Raw genomic sequence first — 16,420 nt, 5'->3', positions numbered from 1 at the left:
CGTGGCTGCCCGTCACGATAGCCCAGCGGCCGGTACGCCGTCAGCCCGCCGCGTCCAGCGCGGCGGTCACGTCGGCGAGCAGGTCGGCGGTGTCCTCGACGCCGCAGGAGAACCGTACGAAACCCGGTGTGGTGGCGTCGCCCCACTGGGCCCGCCGGTCGGCAGTGGTGTGCAGCCCGCCGAACGAGGTCGCGGCGGCCACCAGCCGGGACGCGCCGAGGAAGCGGGCCACCCGGCCCTCGTCGCCCAGGTCGAACGAGAGCACGCCCGGCACGCGCCGCATCTGTGCCGACGCGACCGGGTACGCCGGGTCGTCCGGCCGGCCGGGCCACCGCACGCCGGTGACGTCCGGGCGGGCCGCGAGCACGTCGGCCAGCGCCCCCGCGTTCGCGGTCTGCCGGGCCAGCCGCAGGTCCAGCGTGGCCAGTGACCGGTGGGCGAGCCAGCAGTCGAACGCACCCGGCACCCCGCCGGTGGCGTTGCGCCAGGTGGTCGCCGCGTCCCGCAGCCCGGCGTCCCGGGTGGCCAGGTAGCCCAGCAGCAGGTCCGAGTGACCGGTCAGCGCCTTGGTGCCGGAGGCGACCACCACGTCCGCGCCGAGCTCCAGCGGGCGCTGCCCGAGCGGCGTGGCGGTGGTGTTGTCCACCGCCACCAGCGCGCCGGCGGTGCGCGCGGCACCGGCCACCGCCGCGACGTCGACGACGTCCAGGCCGGGGTTCGCCGGGGTCTCCAGCAGGACCAGCCGCACACCCTCGAGCGACGGGTACGGCCCGGCGGTCGGCACGAGCACCACGCGTACGCCGAGCCGTTCCAGGGTGTCCGAGGCGAACGAGCGCACCGCGTAGTAGCCGTCGGCGGGCAGCAGCACGGTGTCGCCGGGGCGCAGCACTGTCAGCAGCAGCCCGGTGACGGCGGCCTGCCCGCTGGCGAAGACGCGGCAGTCGCCGCCCTCCAGCTCGCCGATCGCCGTCTCCAGCAGCCGCCGGGTGGGGTTGTCCGGCCGCCCGTACCCGTCCGCCGTCGCCGACGGGCCGCGCTGCGGATCCAGGTGGTACGGCGCGGCGAAGACCGGGCCGGGCAGGAACGGCTGCCCCGGTACGGCGTCCGGCAGGCCGGCGTGCACGCTGCGCGTCCCGTCACCCCAGTGCTCGCTGCTCATCCCGGCTCCGCTCACTCGTACGACTCCGGCTTGGCGGTACGGCTCATCAGCGCGTCCACCGCCAGGCGCGGATCCATCCCCTCGTGACAGATCCGCTCGATCTGCTCGGTGATCGGCATCTCCACCCCGTGCGCCCGGGCCAGGTCGCGGATGGCCAGGCAGCTCTTGACGCCCTCGGCGGTCTGCCGGGTGGCCGCCTGGGCCTGCTCCAGCGTCTCCCCCCGGCCCAGGTGCTCGCCGAAGGTGCGGTTGCGGGCCATCGGCGACGAGCAGGAGGCGACCAGGTCACCCATGCCGGCCAGCCCGGCGAACGTGATCGGGTCGGCGCCGAGCGCCACGCCCAGCCGGGCGGTCTCGGCCAGGCCGCGGGTCATCAGCATGGCCCGGGTGTTGTCGCCGAAGCCCATCGCGGTGGCGATGCCGTACGCCAGCGCGATCACGTTCTTCACCGCGCCGCCCAGCTCGCAGCCGATCACGTCGTCGTTCGTGTACGGGCGGAAGTACGGGGTGCGGATGGACGCCTGCACCAGCGCGGTCCGCCGGCTGTCGGTGCCCGCGACCACAGTGGCGGCCGGCTGCTCGGCGGCGATCTCCGGAGCCAGGTTGGGCCCGGAGACGACCACCACCCGGTCTGCGGGCACCCCGGCGGTCTCCGTGATCACCTGGCTCATCCGCTTGGTGGTGCCCAGCTCGATGCCCTTCATCAGCGACACGAGCGTGGCGTCCGGCGCCAGGTACGGCGTCCAGTCGGCGAGGTTGCCGCGCAGCGTCTGCGAGGGCACCGACAGCACCACCACCTCGGCGCCCTCGATCGCCTCGGCCGCGTCGCCGGTGGCGGTCACCCGCTCCGGCAGCCGGATCCCCGGCAGGTACTCCGGGTTGTGCCGCCCGGTCCGGATCGCCTCGGCCACGGCGACCCGGCGGGCCAGGACCGTGACGTCCCGCCCGGCGTCGGCGAGGATCTTGGCGAACGCGGTCCCCCAGGAACCGGCGCCCAGCACGGCGACGTGCCCGCTCATTCGGTGACCTCCCGGGTGCCGGTGCGGGCGGGCCGCTGCCAGAGCGGCGGTGGCGTGCCGCCGCGGATCTCCGCGACCAGATCCCGGATGCGCAGCATGATGGTGTCCGTCATCTCCTCCAGGATCGGCCGGGTCGGCGTGGCGCCGGCCCAGGGGCTCAGGTCCACCGGCGGTCCGGCGATCACCGTCACCGGGGTACGCGGACGCAGCCCGAACCGGGCCGTACGCGGGTCGAACATCCGTTCCGGGCCGACCATGGCGATCGGGACCACCGGGGCGGCGGTGGCCAGCGCCAGCCGGGCCGCGCCGGTCTTGCCCTTCATCGGCCACAGGTCCGGCTCGCGGGTGGTGGTGCCCTCCGGGTAGATCACCACCGCGCCCCCCTCGGCCAGCGCGGCGACCAGCTTGTCCAGCGACTTGACCGCCTCGACGGTGCCGCGCTCGACCGGGATCTGCTGGCACCGGTGCAGGATCCCGCCGACCACCGGCACCCGGAACACGCTCGCCTTGCCGAGGAAGCGCGGCCAGCGCCCGGCGTCGTAGATGTAGTGCGCGACCACCAGCGGGTCGGCGTGCGAGATGTGGTTGGGCACGAGGATCACGCCGCCGTCGTGGCGCAGGTGCTCCATGCCCCGCCAGGTGCGCCGGGTCCAGACCGTCATCAGCGGTTTCACCAGCACCACGGCGAGTCGTCGCCAGAACCCCAGCCTCCGCCGTGCCACTGTGCCTCCTCGATCCGCCCACGCGCCCCGGCACAGAATCATGCCTGTTCGCCCCCGCTGCGGCCAGTGCGGGTACCGGCGCTCTCCGCTGGCAGGATGGTCGGCGTGTCTGAGGCCCGCTGGACCGTGGTGACGCCGGTGAAGCGCCTGGCAGCGGCGAAGAGCCGGCTGCGGGGCGCGCTGCCCGGCGTACCCCATGAGGAGCTGGCCCTGGCCCTGGCGGCCGACACGCTGCGCGCGGTGCGGGCGTGCCCGGCGGTCGCCGGGGTGCTCGTGGTCACCGACGACCCGTTGGTGGGCGCGGTGGCGGGCGCGGCCGGCGCCCGCGTCGTCGGCGACCCCGGCGGCGGGCTGAACGCGGCGTTGCGGCACGGCGCGGCAGTGGCCGGGCCGCGCGCCGCCGTGGCCGGCCTGACCGCCGACCTGCCGGCGCTGCGACCGGCCGACCTGGCCGCCGCGCTGCGGGCCACCCAGGGGGTACGCGGGTTCGTGGCGGACGCCCCCGGCGCGGGCACGGTGCTGCTCGCCGCGCCGGCCGGGGTGCCGCTGGCGCCGGAGTTCGGGCCGGGCTCGGCCGCCGCGCACGCGGCGAGCGGGGCACTGCCGCTGGCCGGTGACTGGCCCAGCCTGCGCCGGGACGTGGACACCCCGGCCGACCTGGCCGACGCCGCCGGGCTGGGCGTGGGGCCGCGCACCGCGGCGCTGCTGGACCGGGTCGCCGGAGCGTTCCGGTACGGTGCTGGCATGCAGGGCACGGTGGCGACCTACGACGCGTCGACCCGCAGCGGTGTGCTGCTGCTCGACGACGGCACCGAACTGGCGTTCCCGGCCCGCGCGTTCGACGCCTCCGGGTTGCGGCTGCTCCGATTGGGGCAGCGTGTCCGGATCGAGCGGGACGCCGACGGCGAGGTGATCCGGGTGACCTTGCCGACGATGGCGTGAACAACCTGGCCCGAGTTCATTTTCCGTTCACCCTCTTCGGGGAATCATGAGGTGGTGAGCACCCCTCGCGAGCACCCCGACGGTCCGCCGCCGATCCTCGACCCCGGCACGCCCCGCAACGGCCACCCCACCCGGGGCCCGGACGGGCGGTTCCGCCAGACCCGGCCCCCGGAGGAGCGCCTCGGCGCCGACCCGGACGCGGCCGGCGCGACCGGGCTGGACGAGCCGCTCGACCCGGTCGAGGGCCCGGCCGACGAGTCCGACGCCGCCCCGCCGGCCGTGCCGCCGCTGCCGGAGGACCGCTTCCTCAACCGGGAGCTGTCCTGGCTCGACTTCAACGCCCGGGTGCTGGCGCTCGCCGAGGACCCGCGCACCCCGCTGCTGGAACGGGCGAAGTTCCTGGCCATCTTCGCCAGCAACCTGGACGAGTTCTACATGGTCCGGGTGGCCGGGTTGAAGCGGCGGCTCTCCGCCGGCCTGCCGGTACGCGGCGGTGACCGGCTGCCGCTGCGCACCCAGCTCGAACTGATCACCGAGAAGGCGGCCGGGCTGGTCGCCCGGCACGCCGCCTGCCTGGTCGACGACGTGCTGCCGAAGCTCGCCGCCGAGGACATCCGTATCCTGCGCTGGAGCGACCTGGACGACGCCGAGCGGGAGCGGCTGCGCACCTGGTTCCGGGAGCACATCTTCCCGGTGCTCACCCCGCTGGCCGTCGACCCGGCGCACCCGTTCCCGTACATCTCCGGCCGGTCGCTGAACCTGGCCGTGTCGGTACGCGACCCGGACGGCGGCCCGGAGCTGTTCGCCCGGGTCAAGGTGCCGAACAACGTGCCCCGGTTCGTCCGGGTGCACCGCGACCAGCCGGGCGTGCGGTTCCTGCCGGTCGAGGACCTGATCTCGGTGCACCTGGGCCAGTTGTTCTCCGGCATGCAGGTGGTCGAGTGCCACCTGTTCCGGGTGACCCGCAACGCCGAGGTGGAGGTGGACGAGGACCGCGACGAGGACCTGCTCCAGGCGCTGGAACGGGAACTGGCCCGGCGCCGGTTCGGCCCGCCGGTACGCCTGGAGGTGGCCGCCTCCATCTCCGACCACATGCTGGAGCTGCTGGTCCGCGAGCTGGACATGGACGGCCACGACGTGCTGCGGGTGCGGGGCCTGCTCGACCTCTCCGCGCTCTGGCAGCTCTACGGTGAGGCCGACCGGCCCGACCTGAAGGACCCGCCGTTCGTGCCGGCCACCCATCCGCGGCTGGCCGAGGGCGAGGTACCGCGCAGCGTCTTCGCCACACTGCGCGACGGCGACGTGCTTGTGCACCACCCGTACCACTCGTTCGCCACCAGCGTGCAGCGCTTCGTCGAGCAGGCGGCGGCCGACCCGAACGTGCTCGCCATCAAGCAGACGCTCTACCGCACCAGCGGCGACTCCCCCATCGTGGACGCGCTCGTCGACGCCGCCGCCGCCGGCAAGCAGGTGGTGGTGCTGGTGGAGCTGAAGGCGCGCTTCGACGAGGTGGCGAACATCGGCTGGGCGCGCACGCTGGAACGGGCCGGCTGCCATGTGGTGTACGGCCTGGTGGGGCTCAAGACGCACTGCAAGACCGCACTGGTGGTACGCCAGGAGGGCAACCAGATCCGCCGCTACTGCCACATCGGCACCGGCAACTACCACCCGAAGACGGCCCGGCTCTACGAGGACTTCGGCATGCTCACCGCCGACCCGGAGATCGGCGCCGACCTGACCGACCTGTTCAACGTGCTCACCGGCTACAGCCGGCAGACCGCGTTCCGGCGGCTGCTGGTGGCGCCGCAGGGCATCCGCAGCGGCCTGATCGAGCGCATCGACAGGGAGATCGAACACGTCCGGCTGGGCATGCCGGGGCTGGTGCAGTTCAAGGTGAACTCCCTGGTGGACGAGGAGATCACCGACGCGCTCTACCGCGCGTCGCGGGCCGGCGTGCACGTGGACCTGCTGATCCGGGGCATGTGCACGCTGCGGCCGGGTGTGCCGGGGCTGTCGGAGAACATCCGGGTCCGTTCGATCCTCGGCCGGTTCCTGGAACACTCCCGGATCTTCCGGTTCGGCAACAACGGCGACGCCGAGTTCTGGATGGGCTCGGCCGACCTGATGCACCGCAACCTGGACCGCCGGGTGGAGGCGCTGGTGCAGGTGAGCGACCCGGTGGCCCGGGCGGAACTGGACCACGTCCTCACCGCCGCGTTCGATCCCGACGTGGACGCGTTCGAGCTGGCCCCGGACGGCACCTGGCACCGCCGTACCGGGGACGGCCACACACCGCTCACCCACCTGCAGGATCTGTTGCTGCGCCGGGTCGGCGGACGGGCGGACTGAGCGGGCCGTGGCGCGTGGCGGGCGGGCATACGGTGAGCGGGTGAGCGACGGCGAACCGGTACGGATCCGGGCCGCGGGCGGCGTGGTGTGGCGCCCGGGTCCGGCCGGCGTCGAGGTGTGCCTGGTGCACCGCCCCCGGTACGGCGACTGGTCGCTGCCGAAGGGCAAGCTGGACCGCGGCGAGCACCCGCTCGTGGCCGCCGTCCGGGAGGTGGCCGAGGAGACCGACGTACGCGCCGTGCCGCAGGCACGCCTGCCCACGGTCCGCTACCGCAGCGAGGGCCACGCCAAGGCGGTCGACTACTGGTCCATGCGGGCCGTCGGCACCGGCGGTTTCCAGCCCGGCACCGAGGTCGACGACGTGGCCTGGTTCCCGGTCGACGACGCGGTACGCCGCGTCAGCTACCCGCACGACGCCGAGGTGATCGCCGCGTTCGCGCCGCTGCCGCCGGTCACCGCGACGGTGCTGCTGGTCCGGCACGCGCACGCCGGCAAGCGCGGCACCTGGACCGGCCCGGACCACGGCCGCCCGCTGGACGAGCAGGGCTGGGCGCAGGCGCGGGCGCTGGTCCCGCTGGTCGCGCTGGTCCGCCCGGCGCACCTGTTCTCCGCCTCGGCCCGGCGTTGCGTGCAGACGCTGGACCCGGCGGCGGCCCGGCTGGACCTGCCGATCGAGGTCTGCGGCGACTTCGACGAGCCGGTGCCGGGCCAGCAGGCCGAGGAGTGCGCGCTGGCGGCCGCGGCGCGGCTGACCGCGCTGGCGCAGGCCGCCGGGACGGTGGCGGTGTGCAGCCAGGGCAAGGTGATCCCGGGCGCGCTGGAACGGCTCACCGGCCGCGTGGACGACGACTTCACCACCGCCAAGGGCGGCGGCTGGCTGCTGCCGTTCGCCGGTGACCGGCTGGTCCTCCCCGACCGGTTGTGAGACCTGCCGCGGCCGGCGCCGGTGGTGGCGGCCCTCAGGGCAGCGTGACGGTGAGCGTCACCGGGAGGTGGTCGCTGGCCTCGGTGCGCGGTGCGCGTACCTCGGTGGCGGTCAGGCCCGGCGAGACGAAGACGTGGTCGATCTGGGTGCGCGGATCGTCGGCCGGGCTGGTCCGCAACGGCCGGGCCGGCCCCAGCGCGTCCACCAGACCCGCGCGGGTGAACTCGGCGAACGCCGGGTCGTCCGGCTCGGTGTTCAGGTCGCCGCCGAGCACCAGTGGACGGCCGTTCGCGTACCGGCCGGCGAACGCGGCCACCTCGCCCGCCTGCTCGACCGGATCCCGGCCGGGCGGCGGTTGCAGGTGCGTGGCCACCACTGCCAGTTCCCGGCCGCCGAGGTCGAGCGTGACGCCGAGCGCCTGCGCACCGGTCGGCGCACCGTGCGCGGTCAGCCGCCGGGTCTGCCCGGAGCGCGCCGGGAAGCGGCTGAGCACCGCGTCGCCCCAGACCGGGTCGGCGGCGGGCGCGAAGACGTACGGCATCCCCAGCCGCCCGGCCAGCGACGCCAGCGTGTCGTGGCCGCCGTTGAGCCACCAGCCCCGGTCGACCTCGCTGAGCAGGATCACGTCCGCGCCGCGCAGTTCCCGGGCCACCGCGTCCAGGTCCAGCCGGCCGTCCAGGCCGAATCCCATCCGGATGTTGTACGCGGCGACCCGCACCGCCGCCGGGGTGGTGGCGGCCCGGGCGGTGGTGGGCGGCACGTGCAGCGTGGCGGCGAGCCCGGCCAGCGCCGTCAGGCCGCCCAGGGCCGCCACCCGGGCCGTGGTGGGCAGCGCCGGGGCGGATGACGTCACGCCGGGCCGGAGGGACGCGCCGACCGCCACCAGAGCCACCAGGACGGCCGTGGCGACCGGTGCCCACCCGTTGGGGTACCCCAGGTCGTAGGCGGCGTAGTAGGCCACCGTGGCCACCGCGAACACCAGCATCCCGAGCGCCGCCGCCCGCCCGCGCCGCGCCCCCGCCCGCCCGTCGTCGGCGGCCCGGTCGTCGTCGGCGGCCGAGTCGGTGAGCGCCAGGCAGCCGCCGAGGCCGGCGGCGGTGAGCAGGTACGCCGGGACGAGACGCCCGGCCACGAACAGCACCGAACCGGCGAGCAGCGCCAGCGGCCACACCACCCGGGCCAGGCGCATCGGTGCCCGGAACAACGCCGTCGCCAGGAACAGCAGCACCGCGAGCGCGCCCGGCAGGGCGCCGTTGCCGGGGCGGGCCAGGCCGGGGAAGTCGGGCGATCCGCCACCGGCGGCGGCGCTCCACAGCGCCGGGACGAGCGCCACCTGGCCGGCCAGCAACAGCGCCGGCCCGCACAGCAGCCAGGCCCGGCGGCCCGGGGTGGGCGCGCGCGGCCCGGCGTCGCCGTCCACCACATCCGCCGCCGGGGCGGCCGTCCGCTCCCCGTCGCTCACATCCGCCGGCGCGGCCGTCCGCTCCCCGTCCCTCACGTCCGCCGGCGCGGCCGTCCGCTCCCCGTCCCTCACGTCCGCCGGCGCGGCCGTCCGCTCGCGCCGCGCCGCAGTGGACGCGGCCAGGAACGCCGACACCAGCAGGACGCTCAGGCTCCAGCCGAGCGTCCCGCCGCGCCACACCAGATCCTCGGTGCCCAGCAGGGCGTGGCCGACGGCGTTGCCGGCCAGACCGAGCGCCAGCCCGGCAACCGGTCGCGCTGCCGACGCGGCGACAGCGGCGAGCCAGACCAGGCCGGCGAGCAGTCCGGCGCAGGCCAGCCAGAGTTGGGCCGGGCCGCCCGGTTGCGCGGTGAGCGCCAGCCGGGCCGCCGCCAGCACACCCGCGGCGACGAGTCCGACCGGGCCGGCGCCGACGCGGCGTACGAGCGTGGGCGCGGCGAGGGCCAGCAGGAACCAGCCGAGCGCGAACGCGCCGAGCAGCTCGGCGGGCGTCTCGGCGGCCCGCCCGAACAGGGTGATGACCGACGGCAGCCAGACTCGCAGCACGTCCAGCAGAACCGCGATACCGAGCGCGAGCGTGAGGGTGGAGAGGTGACGGTGCCGCACGGGCGCCTCTTCTCGTGACCGACGGGGGTTTTCGGCACGGCGATTCTGCGGCGCGCGACGGCGGGTGGTCAACGCGTACCCGTGCGAAAGGGCGCCCACCGCGAACGGTGGGCGCCCTTTGCCGGGTCGTCCGGTCAGCGCCGGGTGGCGGCCTTCTTGGCCGGCGCCTTCTTCGCGGGGGCCTTCTTCGCCGCCGTCGTCTTCTTGGCCGTGGCGGACTTCGCCGCGGTCGTCTTCTTGGCGGCGGTGGTCTTCTTCGCCGCGGTGGTCTTCTTCGCCGCGGTGGACTTCGCCGCCGTGGTCTTCTTCGCCGCCGTGGTCTTGGTCGCGGCGGCCTTCTTCGCCGGCGCGGCCTTCTTGGTCGCGGTGGTCTTGGTGGCCTTCGCCGCCGTGGTCTTCTTCGCGGCGCCGGTGGTCTTCGCCGCCGTCGCCTTGGCGGCCCCGGTGGTCTTCTTCGCGGCGGCGGTGTCCTTCGGCACCTTGCCGCTGGCCACCATCTCCTTGAAGCCCGCGCCGGCCCGGAACGTCGGGACGGAGGTCTTCTTGACCTTCACCGCCTCGCCGGTTCGCGGATTGCGCGCTGTTCGGGCTCCCCGGACGCGCTTCTCGAACGCTCCGAAACCGGTGATCGCCACCTTCTCGCCCTTGGTGACCGCCGCCTGGACCTCAGCGAGAACCGCGTCGAGCGCGGCCGTCGCCGTCTTCCGGTCCCCCAGGCGAACGGCGAGCGCCTCGATGAGCTCGGCCTTGTTCACGACTTCCTCCCGATTGTGCAACTGACTCGACGCGAGCCATTCTGCGCGCACGGTATGCCCTGTGCTGCCTGGACACAAACATTCGGTGGAAAAAAGCCCTTGTGTCGCAACGGATTCGCCCCCACCGGATACACCGGTGGGGGCGAGAAGCCGTCTGCGGTCAGGCTACCGACGGCAGGAACGACGGCCGGGACGCCTCGAAGGCACTGATCTCGGCCTGGTGCCGGAGGGTGAGTCCAATGTCATCCAAGCCCTCCATCAACCGCCAGCGGCTGTGGTCGTCCAGCGGGAAGGCCCAGGTGGCGTCCCCGGCGCGGACCTGGCGGGCGGCGAGGTCGACAGTGATCGGAGTGCTCGGCTCCGATTCCACGAGGCCCCACAGTTCCTCGACGGCTTTCAATTCCAGCTCTACCGGAAGGAGTCCTTCCTTGAGCGCGTTGCCCCGGAAGATGTCGCCGAAGCGAGGCGAGATGACGGCCCGGAAGCCCCAGTCCCGCAGCGCCCAGACGGCATGCTCCCGGGAGGATCCGGTGCCGAACTCGGGACCGGCGATCAGAATCGACGCGCCCGAATGAGCCGAATCGTTGAGCACGAATGCCGGGTCCTCCCGCCACGCGCTGAACAGCCCGTCGGCGAAACCGGTCCGGGTCACCCGCTTGAGGTACACCGCCGGGATGATCTGGTCGGTGTCCACGTTGGATCGGCGCAGCGGCACGGCCGTGCCGGTGTGGGTGGTGAACTTGTCCATCTCTCGGCTGCCCTTCTACAGGTCGGCGGGAGCGGCCAGGCGGCCGACCACCGCGGTGGCGGCGGCGACCGGCGGGGACACCAGGTGCGTACGCCCGCCCCGGCCCTGCCGTCCCTCGAAGTTGCGGTTGGAGGTCGAGGCGGAGCGCTGGCCCGGCTTCAGGGTGTCCGGGTTCATGCCCAGGCACATCGAGCATCCGGCGAAGCGCCACTCGGCGCCGGCGTCGGTGAAGACCTTGTCCAGCCCCTCGATCTCGGCCGCCTCCCGGACCGCGGCGGAGCCGGGGACCACGAGCATGCGTACGCCCTCGGCGACCCGCCGCCCGCGCAGCACCTCGGCGGCGGCCCGCAGGTCCTCCAGGCGGCCGTTGGTGCAGGAGCCGACGAACACCACGTCCACCGCGAGGTCGCGCAGCGGCGTGCCCGGGGTGAGGTCCATGTACTCCAGGGCCCGCCGGGCGGCTACCTGCTCCGGCTCCGTGACGAAGTCCTCCGGGCTCGGCACGGCGGCGCCCAGCGGCACGCCCTGCCCGGGGTTGGTGCCCCAGGTGACGAACGGCGTGATCCGGCTCGCGTCCAGCGTGACCTCGGTGTCGAAGGTCGCGCCCTCGTCGGTGGGCAGCGTCCGCCAGTACTCCAGCGCCGCGTCCCAGTCGTCGCCCTGGGGAGCGTTGGGCCGCCCCTTCAGGTACGCGAACGTGGTCTCGTCCGGCGCGATCATGCCGGCCTTGGCGCCCCACTCGATGGACATGTTCGCGATCGTCATCCGCCCCTCCATCGAGAGGTCGCGGATCGCCTCGCCCCGGTACTCGACGATGTGTCCGCGCCCGCCGCCGGTGCCGACCTGCGCGATCAGCGCGAGCACCAGGTCCTTGGCGGTGACGCCGGGCGCCAGCTCGCCGACGACGTTCACGGCCATGGTCTTCGGGCGGGCCTGGGGCAGCGTCTGCGTGGCCAGGACGTGTTCGACCTCACTGGTGCCGATGCCGAACGCCAGCGCCCCGAACGCGCCGTGGGTGGCGGTGTGCGAGTCGCCGCAGACGATCGTCATGCCGGGCTGGGTGAGGCCCAGCTGCGGGCCGATGACGTGCACGATGCCCTGGTTCTCGTCGCCCAGCGGGTGCAGGCGGATGCCGAACTCGGCGCAGTTGCGGCGCAGCGTCTCGATCTGGGTGCGGGAGGTGGGGTCCGCGATCGTGAGCAGGTCGCCGCGCCGGGAGCGGAACGCCGGGTCGTCGTACCCGGTCGGGGTGTTGTGGTCCTCGGTCGCGATCGTCAGGTCGGTACGGCGGACCCCGCGCCCGGCCAGACGCAGCCCGTCGAACGCCTGCGGGCTGGTCACCTCGTGCAGCAGGTGCAGGTCGATGAAGAGCAGGTCCGGCTCGCCGTCGGCGGAGCGGACCACGTGTGCGTCCCAGACCTTCTCGGCCAGGGTCCTCGGTTGAGTGACTCCCACCATCTGGACATCCTAAATTCTGGGAGGTAAATTTCGGCTTGTGGGACACAGTATGAGCGGTGTCGGCGTTCTCGACAAGGCGGTGGTCATCCTGGCCGCCTGCGTCGACGGCGCCAGCCTGGCCGAACTCGTTGAACGCACCAAGCTGCCCCGGGCCACCGCGCACCGGCTGGCACAGGCGCTGGAGATCCACCGGATGCTCGTCCGGGACACCCAGGGGCGCTGGCGCCCGGGTCCACGCCTGGGCGAGTTGGCGAACGCGGCCCCGGACGTGCTGCTGACCGCCGCCGAGCCGCTGCTCGCCGCGCTACGGGACGCCACCGGCGAAAGCGCCCAGCTCTACCTGCGCCGCGCCGACGAGCGGATCTGCGTGGCCGCCGCCGAGCGCGCCAGCGGCCTGCGGGACACCGTCCCGGTCGGCTCGGTGCTGCCGATGACAGCCGGTTCGGCGGCGCAAATCCTGCTGGCCTGGGAGCCCCCGGAGGCGGTCATGCCGCTGCTCCCCCGCTCCAAGTTCACCGGCCGCACGCTGGCCGAGGTGCGGCGGCGTGGCTGGGCCCAGAGCGTCGCCGAGCGGGAGGCGGGTGTGGCGAGCGTCTCAGCGCCGATCCGCGACCGCACCGGCCGGGTGATCGCCGCGATCAGCATCTCCGGCCCGATCGAGCGCCTCGGCCGCCGCCCCGGCGAACGCCACGCCATGGCCGTCGTCCGGGCCGGCCAGCGCCTCTCCGGCCTCTAACCCCGGCTGCCCGGCTGCCCGGCTGCGAGATCTTGGTACGAAACGGCCCCTGGAGGGGCTGTTCAGTCCCTGGAGGGGCCGTTTCGTACCAAGATCTTCGCTTGCCCGGAACGGCGACACGCCCACCCCTCCCCCCGCCCCTGATCAAGGAGTTTGCGGCGTATCGGGGCGGCAAGGGTGACCCAAACTCCTTGATCACCGGGGGGAGGGCCGGGGCGGGGCCGGGGCGGGCGGGGGTGGGAATGCGGAACGGCCCGCCTCGCTCGACGCGAGACGGGCCGTTCGATGACGTAGCCCCGACCGGATTCGAACCGGCGCTACCGCCTTGAGAGGGCGGCGTCCTGGGCCGCTAGACGACGGGGCCAGGCACTTTTCGTGCTTCACCGCCCTGCCGGGCGGCGTGGCAGTAGTCTAGCGGCATCCGTCCGGCGTCACGCGGAGGGGGTCACCCCCTTGCGCACGGGGGCCGGACAGCAGAAAGCCCGCCCCGGACAACGGGACGGGCTGTCGGTGCTGTAGCCCCGACCGGATTCGAACCGGCGCTACCGCCTTGAGAGGGCGGCGTCCTGGGCCGCTAGACGACGGGGCCAGAACCTTCATTGCACTCCGCCAGCGGTGAGCTGCCGGAATCCAGCGTCCGAGGGTTCTTGCGAACCCTCGGTTGCGCTGGGGTACCAGGACTCGAACCTAGACTAACTGAACCAGAATCAGTCGGGCTGCCAATTACCCCATACCCCATTGGCCCCTTGCGGCGCCGGGAATGAACTTTACCCTCCCGGTGCCGACAGGCCAAATCCAACCCCTCGAACCCCATCTGACCAGCGGAAACGAGGCATCGGACCGAATCAGGCGACCGGGACGACAGGGTTGCTGAGCTCCCCGATCCCCTGGATCCGCACGGTGACCGTATCCCCCTCGGTGAGCGGGCTAACCCCCGCCGGCGTGCCGGTCAGGACCACGTCGCCGGGCAGCAGCGTCATCACGTGCGAGATGTACGACACCAGCCCCGGTACGTCGAACACCATGTCCTTGGTCCGGCCGATCTGGCGTACCTCCATCTCCTCCGGGTTGCGGCCCACCTCACAGCGGATCTCCAGATCGCTGACGTCGAGCCCGGTGGTGATCCACGGCCCGATCGGGCAGAACGAGTCGAAGCCCTTGGCGCGGGTCCACTGCCCGTCGGAACGCTGGAGGTCCCGCGCGGTGACGTCGTTGGCGCAGGTGTAGCCGAAGATGGCCCGTTCGGCGGCGGCCCGGTCGGCCCGGCGGGCGCCCGGGGCGCCGATCACCACGGCGAGTTCCGCCTCGTGCTCGACCTGCTTGGAGAAGATCGGCAGACGGATGGCGTCGCGTGGGCCGATCACCGAGGTGGACGGCTTGAGGAAGAGCAGCGGCTCCTTCGGCACCTCGCTGCCGTGTTCGGCGGCGTGTTCGGCGTAGTTGCGGCCGACACACACCACCTTGCTGGGCAGGATCGGCGACAGCAGCCGGACGTCGGAGAGCGCCCAGCGGGCGCCGGAGAACTGGATCTGTCCGAACGGGTGGCCCTCGATCTCGGCGATGGTCAGGCCCTGCGGCCCGGCCTCCGGCTCGCCCTCGACGACCCCGAACGACATTCCCTTGGCATGAGCGAAACGAGCGATACGCACCCGGCCAATCTATCCCCGCCCGGCCGCAGCCCGGCGGACACCGGCAGGCGGCGTGCCCGGCCGCCGCGCGGCCCACCCGCACCGGCAGCCGCCGGCCTCCACACGGCGACGTCGCGGCAGGGTACGCGCGATCGCGCCGGACGGGGCGGGAATGGCGGCTTCGTACCCGCCCGGCGGTCCCCGGCCCATAGCTTCGGGTCCGGAGGTTCGTTGGTATGCCTGCATCGAGACGACACCACAGGGCCCTGGCAGTGTTCGTGAACTGCCTCGGCGTCATCGCCGCCGTACCGGCGCTGTCCCCGGCGACGCCCCGCGCGGCCGCCGCCCCCGCCCATCCGGCCCCGCCCGCGGCGGTCATCCCCGGTGCCGCGGCCACCCCGATCCCGACCGGCGTGCCGGCGGTGCCCCCGGCGGTGCCGACCACCGGCCCGGCGCAGGTCCGGCCGACGATGCCCCCGGTAAGCGTGGCGGTGGGCGCGTCGGGTACCCCGGCGCCGGGGTACCGGATCGAGGTCCGCAACGCCGGCACGGCACCCGTCGACACGATGGTCCGGCAGGAGTTGCCGAACGGGTCGCGGGCCACCGCTGTGACAGGCGGTGGCCGGGCCAGCCGGCCCGCCGGGGCGAGCGCCGGTGAGGTGACCTGGCGGCTGCGGCTGCCGGCCAAGAGCACCACCACGGTGCACACCGCGCTGTCGGTTCCCGGCCAGGGCCGGTCGGTGACCGCGCCCACCTGCGTCTACGGCACGGACGGCACCCGCCCGTTCGACTGCGCCACGGCGACCTGGGTGGGGGCCGCGACGGCTCCGGCGGCCCAGATCACCGCCGCCCCGGCCTGGCGGCGGCCGCCCGTGCTGCTCGCCGCGTTCACCGCGCTGCTGGTGGTCACCGCCGGCGTGCTGTGGTGGGCCGTGCGGCGCCGCCGGCGCGCGGCGGCGGGAAGCGCCGCGCCCGGCGTCATGGTCCGCGGCGGGACGACACCTGCCGGGGGTACGCCCGGAGGCGGCGCGACACCCACCGGCGCCCCCGGAGGCGGTGCCCGCCACACCGGCGTCGTGCCCGGCCTCGGCATACCCGGCGAAAGCGGGCCGGGCCAGGCCGGATCGGCCCAAGGCGGACCGGGTCAAGGCATGCCGGGTCAGGGCGGACCGACCCAAGGCGGACCGACCCAAGGCATGCCGGGTCAGGGCATGCCGGGTCAGGGCATGCCGGGTCAGGGCGGACCGGGTCAGGGCATGCCGGCCCGAGGCGGTCCGGGTCGAGGGCCGGTCGAGCGGGGCACCGTCTATCCGCGGACGTCCGTACCGTCGCCCGCGAGCCGCCGTCGGAGGCCGCCGGTCTGGCTCGTGGTCGGCGTGGCCGCGGCCGTGCTCGCGGGTGTGGTCGGCGCGGCGGCCTGGTCGGCCACGCAGCGGGTGGCCGCGATGGACACCACCAAGCAGCCGACGAGCGGCGCGTGGGTGGGCACCAGCGTCACCGGCGCGCTGGGCCAGCCACTGCGCGAGAACGCGTTCGAGTTCACCGTCTACCGGCTGAGCTGCGGCGCCGACGTGCTGCCTCCGGCGCCCGGTGGCGGCCGGCCGTGCCTGGCCACGATCGGGGTGCGCAACCTCACGTCCGAGGACCAGACGTGGCACGGGCAGTTGCAGCGCGCGTACCTGCCGAGCGGGAACTGGGTGGCCGCCGACGAGGACGCGACCCGGGTGGCGAACCTGGGCCGGGACGTCTTCACCCAGCCGGTGGCAGCCGGGCGGCGGGTGCTGCTGCCGCTGGTGTTCACCATGCGTGGGGACGAGCCGCCGAAGCGGCTGGAGCTGCGCAGCGGCGTCTTCTCCGCGGGCGTGCGGGTGGACGTGACGTGATCCGGGCACGGGCGGCGGTCGTACCCTG

At 74.2% G+C, this 16,420-nt stretch carries 13 protein-coding genes, 3 tRNA genes and 1 pseudogene; 6 read left to right on the top strand and 11 right to left on the bottom strand.

Translation table 11 applies throughout. From position 1 onward, the window contains the following. Positions 1–40: 40 nt before the first annotated feature. From AB0B20_RS01370 to AB0B20_RS01360, 3 genes are read right to left on the bottom strand one after another with little or no spacing between them, the layout of a single operon-like run. Positions 41–1,159, bottom strand: a complete 1,119-nt coding sequence (locus AB0B20_RS01370; protein ID WP_357467217.1) for a cystathionine gamma-lyase — start codon at positions 1,157–1,159, stop codon at positions 41–43. Between the two features lie 11 nt (positions 1,160–1,170). Then, positions 1,171–2,178, bottom strand: coding sequence for an NAD(P)H-dependent glycerol-3-phosphate dehydrogenase (locus AB0B20_RS01365; RefSeq protein WP_357467213.1), 1,008 nt, complete (start codon positions 2,176–2,178; stop codon positions 1,171–1,173). Next, positions 2,175–2,900, bottom strand: coding sequence for a lysophospholipid acyltransferase family protein (locus AB0B20_RS01360; protein ID WP_357467209.1), 726 nt, complete (start codon positions 2,898–2,900; stop codon positions 2,175–2,177). Before AB0B20_RS01360 ends, AB0B20_RS01365 begins: the two co-directional genes overlap by 4 nt. A gap of 96 nt (positions 2,901–2,996) precedes the next feature. On the opposite strand from AB0B20_RS01360, the pseudogene cofC reads away from it, so the two are divergent. The 4 genes and pseudogenes from cofC to AB0B20_RS01340 form a co-directional block, all read left to right on the top strand. Continuing rightward, a pseudogene (gene cofC / locus AB0B20_RS01355) lies at positions 2,997–3,605 on the top strand (2-phospho-L-lactate guanylyltransferase); the annotation flags it as partial. A gap of 39 nt (positions 3,606–3,644) precedes the next feature. Beyond that, complete coding sequence (locus AB0B20_RS01350) at positions 3,645–3,842, top strand: cold-shock protein (protein WP_357390117.1); 198 nt, start codon at positions 3,645–3,647, stop codon at positions 3,840–3,842. A 216-nt stretch (positions 3,843–4,058) separates the two neighbouring features. Beyond that, entirely contained in the window at positions 4,059–6,191 is a 2,133-nt protein-coding gene (locus AB0B20_RS01345; protein WP_357467563.1) for an RNA degradosome polyphosphate kinase, read from the top strand. Positions 6,192–6,198: 7 nt separating this feature from the next. Then, positions 6,199–7,116 (top strand): NUDIX hydrolase, encoded by a 918-nt coding sequence (locus tag AB0B20_RS01340; protein WP_357467206.1) that lies wholly within the window; start codon positions 6,199–6,201, stop codon positions 7,114–7,116. Between the two features lie 34 nt (positions 7,117–7,150). Here the strand turns inward: AB0B20_RS01340 and AB0B20_RS01335 are convergent, their stop codons facing one another. The 4 genes from AB0B20_RS01335 to leuC form a co-directional block, all read right to left on the bottom strand. Beyond that, complete coding sequence (locus AB0B20_RS01335; RefSeq protein ID WP_357467203.1) at positions 7,151–9,184, bottom strand: endonuclease/exonuclease/phosphatase family protein; 2,034 nt, start codon at positions 9,182–9,184, stop codon at positions 7,151–7,153. A gap of 134 nt (positions 9,185–9,318) precedes the next feature. Beyond that, entirely contained in the window at positions 9,319–9,939 is a 621-nt protein-coding gene (locus AB0B20_RS01330; RefSeq protein WP_357388141.1) for an HU family DNA-binding protein, read from the bottom strand. A gap of 160 nt (positions 9,940–10,099) precedes the next feature. Next, positions 10,100–10,687, bottom strand: coding sequence for a 3-isopropylmalate dehydratase small subunit (gene leuD, locus AB0B20_RS01325; RefSeq protein ID WP_357467198.1), 588 nt, complete (start codon positions 10,685–10,687; stop codon positions 10,100–10,102). Positions 10,688–10,702: 15 nt separating this feature from the next. Further along, on the bottom strand, positions 10,703–12,145 hold the full coding sequence (gene leuC / locus AB0B20_RS01320; protein ID WP_357388145.1) for a 3-isopropylmalate dehydratase large subunit: 1,443 nt from the start codon (positions 12,143–12,145) through the stop codon (positions 10,703–10,705). A gap of 49 nt (positions 12,146–12,194) precedes the next feature. Here leuC and AB0B20_RS01315 point away from each other — a divergent pair, with 49 nt between their 5' ends. Beyond that, entirely contained in the window at positions 12,195–12,881 is a 687-nt protein-coding gene (locus tag AB0B20_RS01315) for an IclR family transcriptional regulator (RefSeq protein ID WP_013284529.1), read from the top strand. Positions 12,882–13,172: 291 nt separating this feature from the next. Here AB0B20_RS01315 and AB0B20_RS01310 read toward each other — a convergent pair. The 4 genes from AB0B20_RS01310 to AB0B20_RS01295 all read right to left on the bottom strand — a co-directional run bounded on the left by AB0B20_RS01310 (position 13,173) and on the right by AB0B20_RS01295 (position 14,530). Continuing rightward, a tRNA-Glu gene (locus tag AB0B20_RS01310) sits at positions 13,173–13,245 on the bottom strand. Positions 13,246–13,397: 152 nt separating this feature from the next. Continuing rightward, positions 13,398–13,470, bottom strand: a tRNA-Glu gene (locus tag AB0B20_RS01305). Positions 13,471–13,547: 77 nt separating this feature from the next. After that, a tRNA-Gln gene (locus AB0B20_RS01300) sits at positions 13,548–13,619 on the bottom strand. A 107-nt stretch (positions 13,620–13,726) separates the two neighbouring features. Continuing rightward, on the bottom strand, positions 13,727–14,530 hold the full coding sequence (locus tag AB0B20_RS01295; RefSeq protein ID WP_210898861.1) for a fumarylacetoacetate hydrolase family protein: 804 nt from the start codon (positions 14,528–14,530) through the stop codon (positions 13,727–13,729). Positions 14,531–14,745: 215 nt separating this feature from the next. Here AB0B20_RS01295 and AB0B20_RS01290 point away from each other — a divergent pair, with 215 nt between their 5' ends. After that, positions 14,746–16,392 carry a hypothetical protein gene (locus tag AB0B20_RS01290; RefSeq protein WP_357467188.1) on the top strand — a complete coding sequence of 549 codons (1,647 nt, stop codon included), beginning with the start codon at positions 14,746–14,748 and terminating at the stop codon, positions 16,390–16,392. The last annotated feature ends 28 nt before the right edge of the window (positions 16,393–16,420 follow it).

The organism is Micromonospora sp. NPDC049151 (assembly GCF_040648395.1).
Classification (GTDB): Bacteria; Actinomycetota; Actinomycetes; order Mycobacteriales; family Micromonosporaceae; genus Micromonospora.
Note: the sequence above shows the minus strand (reverse complement) of the source record. Positions and strands in the feature narration are given on the sequence as shown.